This is a genomic window from Bacillus sp. AFS023182 (assembly GCF_002560575.1).
Taxonomy (GTDB): Bacteria; Bacillota; Bacilli; order Bacillales; family Bacillaceae_G; genus Bacillus_A; species Bacillus_A arachidis.
This window is the reverse complement of sequence record NZ_NTRO01000020.1, coordinates 77,319-90,987: the sequence shown is the minus strand read 5'-3', so window position 1 is coordinate 90,987 and position 13,669 is coordinate 77,319. Positions and strand designations below refer to the sequence as shown.

Annotated in this window: 17 protein-coding genes; 5 read left to right on the top strand and 12 right to left on the bottom strand. The window is 35.0% G+C overall.

The features are described 5' to 3' along the window. The first annotated feature begins 67 nt into the window (after positions 1-67). Positions 68-307, top strand: coding sequence for a D-alanine--poly(phosphoribitol) ligase subunit DltC (gene dltC, locus CN288_RS09515; protein ID WP_003196126.1), 240 nt, complete (start codon positions 68-70; stop codon positions 305-307). Beyond that, entirely contained in the window at positions 304-1,479 is a 1,176-nt protein-coding gene (gene dltD, locus CN288_RS09510) for a D-alanyl-lipoteichoic acid biosynthesis protein DltD (RefSeq protein ID WP_098302195.1), read from the top strand. Before dltC ends, dltD begins: the two co-directional genes overlap by 4 nt. A gap of 17 nt (positions 1,480-1,496) precedes the next feature. On the opposite strand, the gene CN288_RS09505 is transcribed toward dltD, so the two are convergent. Beyond that, positions 1,497-2,594: an NAD(P)H-dependent flavin oxidoreductase gene (locus tag CN288_RS09505; protein ID WP_098302239.1), complete on the bottom strand. Its 1,098-nt coding sequence runs from the start codon at positions 2,592-2,594 to the stop codon at positions 1,497-1,499. A gap of 117 nt (positions 2,595-2,711) precedes the next feature. Between CN288_RS09505 and CN288_RS09500 the strand changes: the two genes are divergently transcribed. After that, the gene (locus CN288_RS09500; protein WP_098302194.1) at positions 2,712-3,623 is read left to right on the top strand and encodes a S66 peptidase family protein; all 912 of its coding nucleotides are present in this window, start codon (positions 2,712-2,714) and stop codon (positions 3,621-3,623) included. Between the two features lie 190 nt (positions 3,624-3,813). On the opposite strand, the gene CN288_RS09495 is transcribed toward CN288_RS09500, so the two are convergent. From CN288_RS09495 to CN288_RS09485, 3 genes are all read right to left on the bottom strand, one after another. Next, a complete protein-coding gene (locus CN288_RS09495) occupies positions 3,814-4,212 on the bottom strand; it encodes an SseB family protein (protein ID WP_098302193.1) in 399 nt (132 codons plus the stop codon). A gap of 97 nt (positions 4,213-4,309) precedes the next feature. Continuing rightward, on the bottom strand, positions 4,310-4,894 hold the full coding sequence (locus CN288_RS09490; protein ID WP_035414773.1) for a cysteine hydrolase family protein: 585 nt from the start codon (positions 4,892-4,894) through the stop codon (positions 4,310-4,312). Then, positions 4,891-5,307, bottom strand: coding sequence for a carboxymuconolactone decarboxylase family protein (locus CN288_RS09485; RefSeq protein WP_231503918.1), 417 nt, complete (start codon positions 5,305-5,307; stop codon positions 4,891-4,893). The genes CN288_RS09490 and CN288_RS09485 overlap by 4 nt, the downstream gene beginning before the upstream one ends. Before the next feature lie 123 nt (positions 5,308-5,430). Between CN288_RS09485 and CN288_RS09480 the strand changes: the two genes are divergently transcribed. Beyond that, positions 5,431-5,883, top strand: a complete 453-nt coding sequence (locus tag CN288_RS09480) for an Lrp/AsnC family transcriptional regulator (protein ID WP_026591331.1) — start codon at positions 5,431-5,433, stop codon at positions 5,881-5,883. Between the two features lie 102 nt (positions 5,884-5,985). Further along, positions 5,986-6,168: a DUF3913 family protein gene (locus tag CN288_RS09475; protein WP_098302192.1), complete on the top strand. Its 183-nt coding sequence runs from the start codon at positions 5,986-5,988 to the stop codon at positions 6,166-6,168. 60 nt (positions 6,169-6,228) lie between these two features. Here CN288_RS09475 and CN288_RS09470 read toward each other — a convergent pair whose 3' ends face one another. The 8 genes from CN288_RS09470 to CN288_RS09435 form a co-directional block, all read right to left on the bottom strand. Next, positions 6,229-7,239, bottom strand: coding sequence for a CPBP family intramembrane glutamic endopeptidase (locus CN288_RS09470; protein ID WP_026591333.1), 1,011 nt, complete (start codon positions 7,237-7,239; stop codon positions 6,229-6,231). 293 nt (positions 7,240-7,532) lie between these two features. Beyond that, positions 7,533-8,309, bottom strand: a complete 777-nt coding sequence (locus CN288_RS09465) for an ABC transporter permease (RefSeq protein ID WP_098302191.1) — start codon at positions 8,307-8,309, stop codon at positions 7,533-7,535. Further along, positions 8,309-9,211 (bottom strand): ABC transporter ATP-binding protein, encoded by a 903-nt coding sequence (locus CN288_RS09460; protein ID WP_090690924.1) that lies wholly within the window; start codon positions 9,209-9,211, stop codon positions 8,309-8,311. Before CN288_RS09460 ends, CN288_RS09465 begins: the two co-directional genes overlap by 1 nt. Before the next feature lie 14 nt (positions 9,212-9,225). After that, positions 9,226-10,017: an ABC transporter permease gene (locus CN288_RS09455; protein ID WP_098302190.1), complete on the bottom strand. Its 792-nt coding sequence runs from the start codon at positions 10,015-10,017 to the stop codon at positions 9,226-9,228. Further along, on the bottom strand, positions 10,014-10,712 hold the full coding sequence (locus CN288_RS09450; RefSeq protein WP_026591337.1) for an ABC transporter ATP-binding protein: 699 nt from the start codon (positions 10,710-10,712) through the stop codon (positions 10,014-10,016). Before CN288_RS09450 ends, CN288_RS09455 begins: the two co-directional genes overlap by 4 nt. Next, positions 10,712-11,089: a GntR family transcriptional regulator gene (locus CN288_RS09445; protein ID WP_098302189.1), complete on the bottom strand. Its 378-nt coding sequence runs from the start codon at positions 11,087-11,089 to the stop codon at positions 10,712-10,714. Before CN288_RS09445 ends, CN288_RS09450 begins: the two co-directional genes overlap by 1 nt. 126 nt (positions 11,090-11,215) lie before the next feature. Continuing rightward, positions 11,216-12,433, bottom strand: a complete 1,218-nt coding sequence (locus CN288_RS09440; protein ID WP_098302188.1) for an acyl-CoA dehydrogenase family protein — start codon at positions 12,431-12,433, stop codon at positions 11,216-11,218. 13 nt (positions 12,434-12,446) lie between these two features. Then, on the bottom strand, positions 12,447-13,634 hold the full coding sequence (locus tag CN288_RS09435) for a CaiB/BaiF CoA transferase family protein (protein WP_098302187.1): 1,188 nt from the start codon (positions 13,632-13,634) through the stop codon (positions 12,447-12,449). Positions 13,635-13,669: the final 35 nt, after the last annotated feature.

Below are 13,669 nucleotides of genomic sequence, written 5' to 3'. Positions count from 1 at the left end.
ATAACTTCTTTTCTTACAGCTAAGAAGTTACACATAATATATTTCGGATATAAAGGAGATTTTAAAAATGGCAGAATTTAAAGATCAAGTATTAGATATTTTAGAAGAAGTTTGTGAAAATGATATTGTAAAAGAAAATCCAGATGTACAATTATTTGAAGAAGGTATCCTTGATTCTTTCGGTACAGTATCTTTATTAGTAGAATTCCAAGAACGTCTAGATATCGAAGTATCTATTTCTGATTTTGATCGTGATGAGTGGGCAACACCAAACATGATTATCAAAAAGTTGGAAGAAATCCGATGAAAAAAGCAACCTTTGGACCGATGCTCTTAGCATTGGCCCTTTTTGCTGTATTCTTACTTATTCCAACACGCTTTCTCCTTCCACTTGTAAGTGATAAAAAAGTAGAGGAAGCGGCAACTTCTCTAAAACCAGAGAAAATACAAAGTATGGTTTTACAGCAAAAAATGTTAGAAGATCCGAAATACCTTCCGATGTATGGTTCATCGGAATTTGCAAGAATGGATGCTTTTCACCCATCCAATTACTTTAAAGTAAAACCCGCAGGATTCACGCCATTCCTTCTTGGTCGTGGCGGAACACAGGACCTTGTCCATGTGCTAAACTTTGCATCTACAATGGATCAATTAAAAGATAAAAAAATGATTTTTGTCCTTTCACCACAGTGGTTTGTACCACAGGGAATTGATGAAACACACTTTGCACCTAACTTTTCAAAACAACAAGGCTACCACCTCATTTTTAACAATGATTTAAAGCCTGAAATGAAAAAGAAGATTGCAAAGCGTTTATTGAACTTTGAAATTGTAAAGAAAGAAACGCTATTAAAAACATCTTTAGAAGGTATTGTCTATGATGATACGAAGCATCAAATAAAAGCACTTGCTGCGAAACCTTTCGCTTATCTTTACCGCAATATATTAGATCGTAAGGACATATTTACAGCAATGTTCGATATTAAACCGCATAAAGAAAAGCTTGATCCTTCATTGAAACAAATGAACTGGGAAGAAGTACGTAAACAGGCAGATCAAACTGGTAAATTAGAATCTCAATCAAATGAATATGGTATCGAGGATGGTTATTTCAATAGCAAAATTAAACAGAAATTGAAACAACGCAAAGGTTACTTAAAACATGATTCTTATGAAAACTCTCCAGAATATGAAGATTTACAAATTGCGCTTGATTTATTAAAACAATCCGGTGCAAAACCACTCTTCATTTCTGTTCCTGTAAAAGGCCCTTGGTATGATTATGCTGGATTCCCGAAAGAACGACGCGAATTATACTATAAGAAAGTTCATGAGCAAATTCAGCAAGCTGGCTATCCAATTGCTGACTTCTCAAACCATGAGTATGACAAGTACTTCTTAAAAGATCATATGCACTTAGGCTGGAAAGGTTGGGTATACATCGACCAAGCCATCCAGCAATTTTATAAAGCAAACTAACAAAAAGACCGCTTGATTTATTCAAGTGGTCTTTTTGTGTATGCATCTTGCAATTTGTTTACCGTTACTTCTACTTCTTCAATCACCTGTTTAACAATTTGCTCTGCTGAGTCTTTTCTTGCTAATGAGGAAGCTTGTCCAGCCCAAAGTGACATATATTCTCCTTTATTTTGTTTTGCTGCTTCTTGACGTATTTTCGAAGTTAATACATTTTGCACTGGATACATGGGGAGACCGCCTTCTTTTCCCTCATGCCGATCTATAAATATATTCCGAATACCTCTTGCGTATTTCCCAGAAAATGCCCTTGTTACAGTTGTACTTGTATCTGTACTTTGTAATACTGCTTCTTTATGCACATCGTGTGTAATACTCTCTTCGCTTGTTAAAAAGGCAGATCCCATTTGAACGCCTTCTGCACCTAATACATAAGCTGCAACAACACCTTGTCCATTCATAATACCACCTGCCGCTATAATTGGGATATGTGGTACTGCGGCTACCATTTGTGGAATTAATGCAAATGTACCAATCATAGAATCTTGCTCATTTCCAATAAATGTCCCACGGTGTCCCCCAGCTTCGCTACCTTGTCCAACAATTACATCTACCTCTAATTCAGCAAGCACCTTCGCTTCTGCTACATTTGTAGCTGTGCCAATTATCTTTATGTTCTCTTTCTTCAATAATGCCATTTCCTCTTGTTCTAACGTGTGAAATGCAAAGCTGACAACTGGAACTTTTTCTTCCCTTAACACTTGTAGTTGTTCTTTATAACTTTTCGGAAGTTGCAAGGGTTGATTATACTCATCAATATCTAATTCTTTTCGTATCGACGCTAATAAAATTCTAGCTGTTTGTACTTTTTCTTCTTCAATTTGTATTTCCTTCGTAAGCAACAGATTGACTGCGAACGGCTTATCTGTTAACTCTCGTATTTTATAAATAGATTGACGAATTTGTTCTGGACCCATATAGCCAGCCCCAAGTGTTCCTAATCCCCCACTATTACTTACAGCCGCAACAAGTTCTGGTGTCGTAATTGCTCCTGCCATGCCCGCTTGAATAATTGGATATTTTATTTGTAATATATCAGTTACTCTGCTTGTAAACATCATTCTTCTCCCTTCCTATCCCCTCTTATACCTTCTTGTTTCAACAAGTTTTTCCTTCTTTTAATAGGATTGAACTGGCTATAAACGAATATATTGAAAGTGAAGGAGGAGATTTACATGATTCAACCAACTGCCTTACAACAAGGCGATACGGTAATGATTATTGCTCCAGCAGGACCACCAGTAATAGAACAGGTCCTTACAGGAAAAAAAGTATTGGAAAAAATGGGTCTATCCGTAATAATTGGTCAAAGTGTTTACGAGAAATACGGCTATCTAGCTGGAAATAATGCAATCCGCCTTCATGATATACACGAAGCATTTGCAAACCCTAAAGTGAAAGCTATTTTTTGCGCAAGAGGTGGATATGGGAGCGGTCGTCTTCTCCCTTATATTCAATATGAACTCATTCAAAATAACCCCAAAATTTTTTGGGGGTATAGCGATATTACTTCTTTGCATATTGCTTTTTCACAATATACAGGACTTGTTACCTTCCATGGACCGATGATTGAGGAATTAGGCAGAGGAATTGATTCTCTCTCATTCTCCTCTTTCAATCAACTATTCCATCCGTATTCTACTATTTTACAAGCAGCAGAATGTATCAATGCCACATCTACCTGCATTGTTTCTGCACCATTAACTGGAGGCAATTTAACCGTATTGGTAAGTACACTAGGTACATCCTATGAAATCTATACAGCAAATAAAATTGTATTACTTGAAGATGTTGGAGAAGAGCCGTATCGTATTGATCGCATGTTCAACCAATTACATTTAGCAGGAAAATTGAATGAGTGTGCAGGGATTGTATTCACAAGCTGCCATAACTGTATTACCTCAAAGCAGTCCCTATCATTACAAAACATATTGTATGACTATCTCGCACCATACAATATTCCTGTATTATTCGGTCTTCCTATTGGGCATGTACAACCAAATGTCGGAATACCACTCGGTGTGACTGCTACAATAAATACGGAAAAAAATACATTTTCTATTCCTTCTGGTGTAACATGCATATAAAATGAACTTTTAATCCGTAATGTTTTTCTTCCCCTTCATTAATTATTAGCCTTGTTACTGACCAATATTGCGATAAATAGAAGTGTTCGATGCAATTTTTTATTTACACAAAAAAAGGAAAAGTATGTATCGCTTTTCCTTTTTGTTATGCTGTGTTAATTGCAAAAAAGTAATTTCAACACTTACTCTTTTATTGATAATAATTGAAAATTCTTCCAGATGCTATATCCGCAATTTCTTCTGGAATAAATGTTTTACTAATCTCCGTACCAACATTCAATACCGCTGTTGCTTCTTTATCTAGATTTTCAAACAATTCTTTTCCACGTATCGTAATAAGGGGCGTTTCTTCCGGCAACACTTCTTTCACAAATTCTAATTGTGTAAAGAATGGTACAATCCATCTACCCTCTCCTTGGAAATAACGCAAACAAAGTGTTCCTTCTGATGCAGAATCATCCGCCTCTATAGATCCAGCAACATAAAAATGAGTTGTTAGCAACAATTCATAAAATTCCTTTTGTTTTTGTTTATCCTCTTCTGCTAAAACAAGTACTGTTTCTATTTTCTTTACTGGAATTTGCTCCATATGCTGCCACCCCTGTTTCAAAATAATTGTACTTTGATTATACAAAATATTCTTATTTTTTTCTACATAATTATTCAAATATTTTATTAAAATAGTATCAATTTAACTGACTCAACCTTATCTTCTCTACTGTCTCCAATGTTGTAACAATAGTAGCAAACTCTTCATGCAGATTCACTAGTGTCATATTATGAATTTCGTCAGCACAATATTTTACTCCATCTGGTCCTTTTCGGTTAAATGTAGCTGTCGCATCACTTACTAAGTACGTTGAAAATCCTAAGTTTCCAGCCATCCGAGTTGTTGTCTCGACACAGTGATTCGTCGTTAATCCAACAATAACAATCGACTCGCAGTTTTTTTCGTTTAATTGCTTTTCTAAATCAGTTCCAATGAATGCACTGTTCACACTCTTTTGAATAACAATTTCACCTTGTAATGGCTGGACTTCTTCTTTAAAGTGAACGGTTTCTGCACTTAGATAAAACATCGACTCTACATTTTCTTTATTCACATGCTGAATATGAAATATTGGTAGCCTTCTTCTTCTCCACTCTTCTAATAAACGCTTCATATTTTCTTCTGCTAAAGGGTTATTTCGCTCTCCCCAGTACGGGAGATTAAACGCTTTTTGTACATCAATTATAATTAGTGCTGGTTGATTCACTACTTCTCCTCCTATTCTCCTGGCTGTAATTGAAATAAAAATCCAAGTTGTTGTGAAGCTGTAATAAAGCAAATATATGCACAGAGTTCTACAATCTCTACCTCACTCCAATACTGTTTTAACACATCAAACATCTTATCATCTATCGCTGAACGATTATGTACAAATACATGTGCAAAAGTAACAGCGGTACTAATCTCCTCTATTTTTTGTACATCATCTGGTTTTCCCTTTGCCATACAATACATACATTCATTTCCAAACGCAAGTGTTCTCCGTACTTGCTCCTTTAACTCTTCAGAAAGACTTCCCTTTTCATATAAGGTCCTTTCAAGTGTACTCCAAGATTGTAATATAGCTGGGCTATGCCCTAATAATTTTTGAAACTTTGTTTCTCCTGCATCTGATAATGAAATTCTCTCCATCATTTCTCCCCCTATTCCTTTCTATTTTATTGTAAAATAAAATGGACCCGTTTTACATTTCATATGAATCTTAATTTATATATTTTCTTTACAAAAATTATTAGTTTATTGGAGGTATATTTACAAATGCAATTAGATCGTATTGATCGTAAAATTTTAAATGAATTATATAATGATAGTCGTCTCTCTATGCGGGAATTATCAAAACGAGTAAATTTATCCGCACCTTCTACTGCAGAACGTGTTCGTAAATTAGAGAGTGAAGGCGTCATTCAAAAGTATACAATTGATATTGATTATAAAAAAGCTGGACTCGTTTTAGACTGTATTTTAGAAATAACCTTAAAAAATGGTGATACAACGCGCATGCAACAATTTATTCAATCGTATCCATCCGCAAGCTTTTGCTATCGCGTAACAGGAAGCCTTTGTTATATCGTTAAAATTTCTGTCCCGTCATTAGTTGAACTTGAAGAATTTATTAATGATGTTTCTTCATATGCAACAACCGTTTCTCATATCGTATTATCAGAAGTATCCCTTACTCCTGATATCGAACACATTTTCCCAGAAAAATAAAATTAATTTTTATTCAAAATTCCATAAAAAACCCCTTACAAAAAGAATAAAAATGATTTATTATGTATTAAAATACATAAAGTTCGAGAAAGGGGCATTACATTGAAAATTGGGTTTTACGAAAAAACAACTCAAGTAGATGATTTACTTGGCATTTGGGACAATGTTCCCACCATCCCTCGAATTGGGGAAAAGGTGGAAATTTTAAAAACAGTTCGTACAGTCACAGATATTAAATATGTAAAACACGGTAACAACTTTCACGTTGAAATTGTTATCCATTAAAATAGTAGCTCTCCTTAGTAATATTGGAGAGCTGCCTTTTCGTTTCTTATACTTTTATTACTATTTTGCTTTTCTTATAATAATTTGATTATCCTCTACCGTAACCGTTACATAATCATTCTGTTCTAGTGCTAACTGATTCACGGCTTCATCCGGCAATTCTACCGCCATGAGTCGATCTGTTACAATGACTTGACTATATGTTTCATTTTTCTGTAATGGTATAGAGGCCTTATCTTCATTGATGAAACGAAGAGACGGTACTCCTACTTCTTTTACAGTTCGCCAATTTTTTCGAATAAAAGGTACTAACCATAGTAAACTGATAAGAATCACAATAAGTCCAATCCATAAATTACTTTGTCCTTGTAATTCAGCAATCGAAATAGCATCGTCTGTTCCTTCTCCACTCGTTAATTGGATGGTGGTTGCAATACAATTATTCAATGCATGAACAGCAATATTCGTCCATATATTTTTCGTTTTAATGTAAAGAAGGCACATCACAACACCGAATACAAAAGCACCAACGATATCAAAATGACCTAAACCAAAAATAAGGGAGGACACAATCACAGCTCGTTTTATTCCCCATTTAAACGTCATACGCTGTAAGAAGAAACCTCGAAAAATGACTTCTTCCATGATTGGTGCAAAAATACATGCTGAAATGACACCGAATATCTGTGTAGAAATACTGCTCATATCAATCACACCATTATCGTTCAACATGTCAACCAAGAAATCAGGAAAAATATGTGCTAGTATGTAAAATTGAATAAAAGATACACCGAATGAAAAAATCATTCCCATTGCAGTTGCAATTACAATCAACTTCCAGTTTAATCGTGAAGATTTATCAAAGAAACTAGTAAATATAATATTGTTTTTTCTTGTTTTAAAATATAACCATAATAGTGGAAATACAAAAAACACCGAAATTTGCACCGCAACATCCATGACACTATCTGAAGCTCCCATAATGTCCAGCGGCAGCACCGTTACTAACATCCCTAAAATCATCCATGCAAAAAAACTTCGAAGTCGTATACGTGAAAATGCGTACTGAATATAAAACACCCCCAAGATGATATTCATAGTTATATTGTAATATGAATATCATCAAAATTCTTCCTATTTTTCTCAGTTTACTCTTACATAATATATCTATTAAACTATATAATACGAAATCTGTTTTTCGGAATTTCTTCTTTATCAGATTTTCTGTTTTAATGTTAAATGTCGTTTTTTTATACCTATTTTCCCAAAATATATTATTATAATAGGAATAAAGAGGATTATGCACCTGTTGTCGTAACAAATATTACATTGATTCCATTTACCTGCTCCTATATATTAGCAGTTTATAATACATCGCGTTTTTGAAATAGTACGCTTGATGAAACAAGTAACACTACAAAATAAGCAAGTACGAGCAGTAATGATGTTGTAAAAGTGAATTCTGTAAATGGTGGTGTAGCACCACCGCTAATTAGTTTATTACCATCATATATACTTAAATCTAAATGCGAGAATACAACAAACTTAGCTACTCCTTTAACAAACATCATGAGCATCATGCTAATTGCTCCTTGCAAGAAGAATAGAAACAGTGCAATGATTAATGGTAATACTGATTTTCGAAAAACATTTGCCAAGAAGAAGGAAAGTGTTGCAAAGAAGAATGGAGACACAAGTTTATATGAGAGCGCTTTAAACAATACCCCTAGCGTTAATTCTGTTTTACCACCATCCATAACGATTGCACCCATAACCATTGTAATTAAGGTACCTGTAACGATAACAAAAAGCATCGTTAATAAAACCGAAACATATTTAGAAAATAAAATCATAATCCTTTTTCTTGGGCGAATTAACAGCTGCTTAATTGTTCCTTTTTGGAATTCATCAGTAATCGTTCGCGATGCAATGGTAATACCAAAGATTGTTACAAATAAAATAACTATACCTGTATCTGTCATCGTATAATCTAGATAGGTTCCTTTAAGATCTTTCGCTTCCCCCCATTTCACCATTACAAAAGCACCAAGAATTTCTAACGTAGCAATCACACCTATCAATATATACATCCCTTTTTTCGCATGTAACTTTAATAATTCATTTTGAATTAATTTTAACATTATGCTTTCACTCCCCCGGTAATCGCTAAGAACTCATCTTCTAACGTTTTATTTTGCACTGTAACGCCATATACGAGAATATCCGAATGCACAAGTTGTTTCACAATCTGCGGAATTTCTTCTTTCATTACGGAGACAACAACAACATTTTCTTGCACTTTACCTTTAATCACTTCATTTGCACGCTGAATCTGATTCACCTCAAAAGTTACAGCAACCGTTTCATCATTCTTCGCTTGTTCATGTAAGTTATATGCTTGTACAAATTGACCATTCTTAATGATAACAACACGATCACACATCAGTTCAATCTCGCTTAATAAATGACTCGATACGATGACAGCGATATTTTCCTCTTTCGCTAATCGTTGTAAATAATCACGAATTTGACGAATACCAGCTGGATCTAATCCGTTTGTTGGCTCATCTAGGATAAGAACTTTCGGATTATGAAGAAGTGCTTGTGCAATTCCAAGACGTTGCTTCATTCCAAGTGAATATGTCTTTACCTTTTTATGAATGGCATGCTCTAACTCCACAAGTTTTACAATTTCAGTAATACGTTCTTTACTAATCGGCTTAATTGCCATATTCGCAAAATGCTTTACATTTTGCATCCCTGTCATATAATCATATAATTCCGGATTTTCGACAATAGCCCCAATGTGTTCTAACGCCTTCTCACGTTCTGTACGAATGCTATGACCACAAATTGTAATATCTCCTTCTGTCATTGCAATAAGACCGGTCATCATCCGAATTGTCGTCGTTTTCCCGCTCCCATTTGGACCAAGAAATCCGTATACTTCCCCTTCACATACCTCAAACGAAAGACCACGAATAATTTCGTTTTTCCCTATTTTTTTATGGACATTCTCTAATTTTACTACTACGTTTCCCAATGATTGTTCCCCCTTTAGACTTCTAGTTTTTTATCGATGATATGACTTGTTATTACCACCAATAAATAAATTGATAATAAATTAAAAATTAGATAAGAAATATTTGAAGTATCACTCAAATAAAAAGATGTTTCAAAAAAGCCATTTTTATCTATTACCCCAACATTTTTTATCGAAAACACATATATATTTATTTTATCTATCATATTAGTTATAAAAAACTGAATTCCACCGAAAACAACAAATAAAACGATAAATAACATTTTATTTAATGAAGATTTCAAATTAAATAGTTTTACAACTATGATTATGAAATACAGAGAAACTAATGTACTTACTAAATCTATAATCCATAAGAAGAGGGAGAACAGGTGGTGTAATAGGCCATAATTGTATAAGCTACTAATGGCTTGCTGTACCTCTCCATTTGCTTTATTCCCATATATGTTTATGGAAAGAAAATGTAAAAAAGCAATTCCTATTAAAGACAACAAGCTAAACATGATTACAAATAATAACAAATTCGCGTATATATATTTCTTTGATGGAATTGCTGCATACCAAATCATAGAGCCTCTTACTATTTGTCGGAAAGAAGAAAGCGCTAGTAAGAAGATAGAAAATGCAGTTATACAAAATAAGAATATAAATATGATTAATGTTATATCTTGTCTACTTGAAAACCTTACTCCCGTACATCCCTTCATATTAAATAATAGAATTAATGAAATAGTAATAAATCCAAAATAAATCGCCCATATCTTCTTTTTATTACAATTGTATAAATATCGAAGGGTTTGACTCATTTTCCAAACACATCCTTAAACAATTCAGTCACCGCTTTCCCTCTTTTAAAACGAAGTTCTTCTACATTCTCATGTAGTACAATCTCTCCATCCTTCAAAAAAATAACTTCATCAAAAATATTTTCAATTTCACCAATTAAATGAGTAGAAATTAAAATCGTACTATCCTCACGATAAAACTGCAAAATAAGTTCTAGCACATGCTCCCGTGAAACAGGATCAATCCCGCCAAGCGGTTCATCTAATATATATAGTTTCGCTTTTCTTGAAAATGTTAAAATAAGCTGCAGTTTCTCAACCATTCCTTTTGACAAAGCTGTAATCTTTTCCTCCAGCGGTATTTTAAATTCAGCGACCTTATCAACCGCCTTTTGAATATCAAAGTCTGGATAAAAGTCACGATAGAAAAATAAAGCATCCTTTACAGTCATCCATTCATCAAATACTGGTCGATCTGGCATAAATGAAACAATTTTTTTTGTTTCTAAGCCTACATTCTCTCTTGCAATTTTGATATTCCCTTCTGAAGGATGCTGCAAACCTGCAATCATTTTTAATAATGTTGTCTTACCACTGCCGTTATCGCCAACAAGACCAATGATTTTCCCTTCTGTAATCACTAGATTTACATCGCGAATGACTGCCTTTAACCCATATCGCTTCCATAATTCCTTAATTTCGAGCAAGTTCATCATCATTTCTCCTCCCTTTTCTCTTCCAATGAAGAACGAAGAATCGAGAGAATTTCCTCTTCTGAAAATCCTAAATTATCCATTCCATTTATAAAAGAATGAAGCAACTCTTTCGCCATACCTTTGCGCAGCTCCATAATTTTCTCCCCTTCGCTCGTTACATATCTTCCCATTCCTCTGCGTGTTACAACGATCCATTCTCTCTCTAGTTCTTGAAATGTACGCTGAATTGTATTTGGATTGACTTGTAACTCACTCGCTAATTCGCGTACAGAAGGAATTTTTTCACCAGGTAATAAATGACCTGTTACAATTTCTTTTTTTATGTATTCCATCACCTGAATATAAATCGGTATGTTAGGAGAAAACTCAATTTTCATTTCCCCCCTCCTTTTGTCTTAGTGTACTAGTTAAATAGTACACTAAGACAAAATACATGTAAATACTTGTAAGTTGAAAAGATAACAAAAAAGGCAGTGCAACCTTCGTTGCACTGCCCTCCTATTTTATTTCGTTACCATTTCTGCCTCACTTTCTTCAAAAGGCCACTTCGGTAACATATTACGAAGTTCCTTATCAGAGCGATAACCAAGTGCGTATTCCGCTTGCATAATGGTATGAATCTCACGTGTTCCTTCGTAAATAACTGGAGCCTTTGCATTTCGTAAATATCGTTCTACTGGAAATTCATTTGAATATCCATATGCTCCGTGCACCTGCACTGCATCATTTGCCGCTTCAAATGCAGCGTCACAAGCGATCCATTTTGCTAAAGACGTTTCACGCGTATTACGTTTCCCTTCGTTTTTCAACCACCCTGCTTTATAAACCAATAAACGTGATATTTCAAGATTTACAGACATTTTCGCAATCATTTGTTGTACAAGCTGATGTTTTCCAATTTCTTTTCCGAATGTTTGACGCTCTTCACAATACTTTACACTTGCTTCCAGACTTGCTTGAATAAGTCCACATGCACCTGCAGCTACTGTAAAGCGTCCGTTATCTAATGAAGACATAGCAATTTTAAACCCTTCCCCTTCTTCTCCAAGGAGATTCTCTATCGGTACTTTTACATCATCTAAAAACACTTCACCTGTATTTCCAGCTCTAATACCAAGCTTTCCTTTTATTGCTTTTGTTGATACTCCTGCAAATGTTCGTTCTACAATAAAACAAGAAATACCTCGGTGCTTCAATTCCGGATTTGTTTTTGCAAATATTAAGAAGTGATCTGCAACATCACATAACGAAATCCATGTTTTAGATCCATTTAATACGTAGTAATCGCCTTGTTTTACTGCTGTAGTCTGCATAGCAACGACATCTGATCCTGCATTTGGTTCCGTTAAACCGAACGCCCCAATCTTTTCACCTTTCGCTTGTGGAACAAGATACTTTTGTTTCTGCTCTTCTGTTCCCCATTGAAGAAGTGTCATGCTATTTAGCCCCGTATGTACAGATACAGCTGTACGAAAAGCAGTATCACCACGTTCTAATTCTTCACAAATAATAGCTAGTGTATTATAATCCATGCCCACTCCGCCATATTGTTCTGGGATACAAACGCCCATAAATTGTAATTCTGCTAAACGCTTCAAGATTTTTTGTTCAAAATGTCCTTTTTCATCCCATTCTTTAATGTATGGAATAATTTCATTATCCACAAACGATCTCACTACTTTTCTAACACTTTGTTGTTCTTCTGTTAATGAAAAATTCATTTGTACTGCCTCCTCATATGTATTGATTTTTTGTCATTTCCATAATGATTTCCTGTGAATATCCAAGGCTTTGCAAAATCTTTTCTGTATGTTCCCCATGGAGTGGCGGATGTTTCTGCATCTGAACTGGTGACTTTGAAAGCTTTAGTGGTGAACCTACAAGTTTAAGGTTTTCGATTGTCGGATGGTCCATATGAATTGTCATACCTCGCGCCACTGCCTGCTCTGTTTCTAGCGCTTCTTTCACATTAAGGATTGGTCCATTTGGAATCCCCGCTTCATCCAAAAGTTGTTTCCATTCTTTTTTCTTTTTCTTCTTCATTTCATTTGCAATCATATTGACGAGCTCATCTTTATGCTGAAGACGGCCTGCATTTGTTTTATAACGTTCTAGGCTGGATAAATCTTGTCTATCTAACAACAAACAGAACTTATAAAACTGCTCATCGTTTCCGACCGCAACAACAAGATCACCATCCTCCGCTTCAAATACTTGATACGGAACAATATTCGGATGCTGATTGCCCAGTCTCTCTGGTAATTCACCTGTACATAAATAATTGCTCGCTACATTTACTAATGCTGCTAACTGTGAATCAAATAATGAAATATCAATTTCTTGTCCTTCTCCCGTTCTATTTCGGTGCTGCAAAGCGGCTAAAATTCCGATACACGTAAAAAGCCCTGTGAGTACATCTGAAATGGCAACCCCTACTTTTGCAGGCCCTTCATCTCTACCTCCGGTTATGCTCATAAGTCCACTCATTGCTTGAATCATATAATCATAGCCAGGAAGTTGGGAAGTAGGACCACTTTGACCAAATCCACTAATAGAGGCGAGAATAATATCTTCCCTCATCTTTTTTAATACTTCATACCCAAGTCCCATTCGCTCAAGTGTTCCAGGCTTAAAATTTTGCACAACGATATCCGCATGAGAAATAAGCTTTGTCAAAACTTCCTTTCCCATTTCTGATTTTAAATTTAATGTAATAGATTCTTTATTACGATTTGCACAAAGAAAATACGCACTTTCTCCTCCTACAAAAGGGGGCCCCCACCCTCTCGTATCATCACCATTTCCTACATTTTCAACTTTTATCACTTTGGCTCCTAAATCACCAAGAATCATCGTACAAAAAGGACCAGCAAGAACCCGAGATAAATCAATAATTGTAATCCCTTGTAGTGCTCCTTCCACTTCTTATCCTCCTATAGTAAAAACCAGTAAAACCA

Excerpts from the sequence above, each read along its gene's own strand:
- dltC (WP_003196126.1), top strand. The coding sequence starts at position 68 with ATGGCAGAATTTAAAGATCAAGTATTAGATATTTTAGAAGAAGTTTGT.
- dltD (WP_098302195.1), top strand. The coding sequence starts at position 304 with ATGAAAAAAGCAACCTTTGGACCGATGCTCTTAGCATTGGCCCTTTTT.
- CN288_RS09505 (WP_098302239.1), bottom strand. The coding sequence starts at position 2,594 with ATGTTTACAAGCAGAGTAACTGATATATTACAAATAAAATATCCAATT.
- CN288_RS09500 (WP_098302194.1), top strand. The coding sequence starts at position 2,712 with ATGATTCAACCAACTGCCTTACAACAAGGCGATACGGTAATGATTATT.
- CN288_RS09495 (WP_098302193.1), bottom strand. The coding sequence starts at position 4,212 with ATGGAGCAAATTCCAGTAAAGAAAATAGAAACAGTACTTGTTTTAGCA.
- CN288_RS09485 (WP_231503918.1), bottom strand. The coding sequence starts at position 5,307 with ATGATGGAGAGAATTTCATTATCAGATGCAGGAGAAACAAAGTTTCAA.
- CN288_RS09480 (WP_026591331.1), top strand. The coding sequence starts at position 5,431 with ATGCAATTAGATCGTATTGATCGTAAAATTTTAAATGAATTATATAAT.
- CN288_RS09465 (WP_098302191.1), bottom strand. The coding sequence starts at position 8,309 with ATGTTAAAATTAATTCAAAATGAATTATTAAAGTTACATGCGAAAAAA.
- CN288_RS09455 (WP_098302190.1), bottom strand. The coding sequence starts at position 10,017 with ATGAGTCAAACCCTTCGATATTTATACAATTGTAATAAAAAGAAGATA.
- CN288_RS09450 (WP_026591337.1), bottom strand. The coding sequence starts at position 10,712 with ATGATGAACTTGCTCGAAATTAAGGAATTATGGAAGCGATATGGGTTA.
- CN288_RS09445 (WP_098302189.1), bottom strand. The coding sequence starts at position 11,089 with ATGAAAATTGAGTTTTCTCCTAACATACCGATTTATATTCAGGTGATG.
- CN288_RS09440 (WP_098302188.1), bottom strand. The coding sequence starts at position 12,433 with ATGAATTTTTCATTAACAGAAGAACAACAAAGTGTTAGAAAAGTAGTG.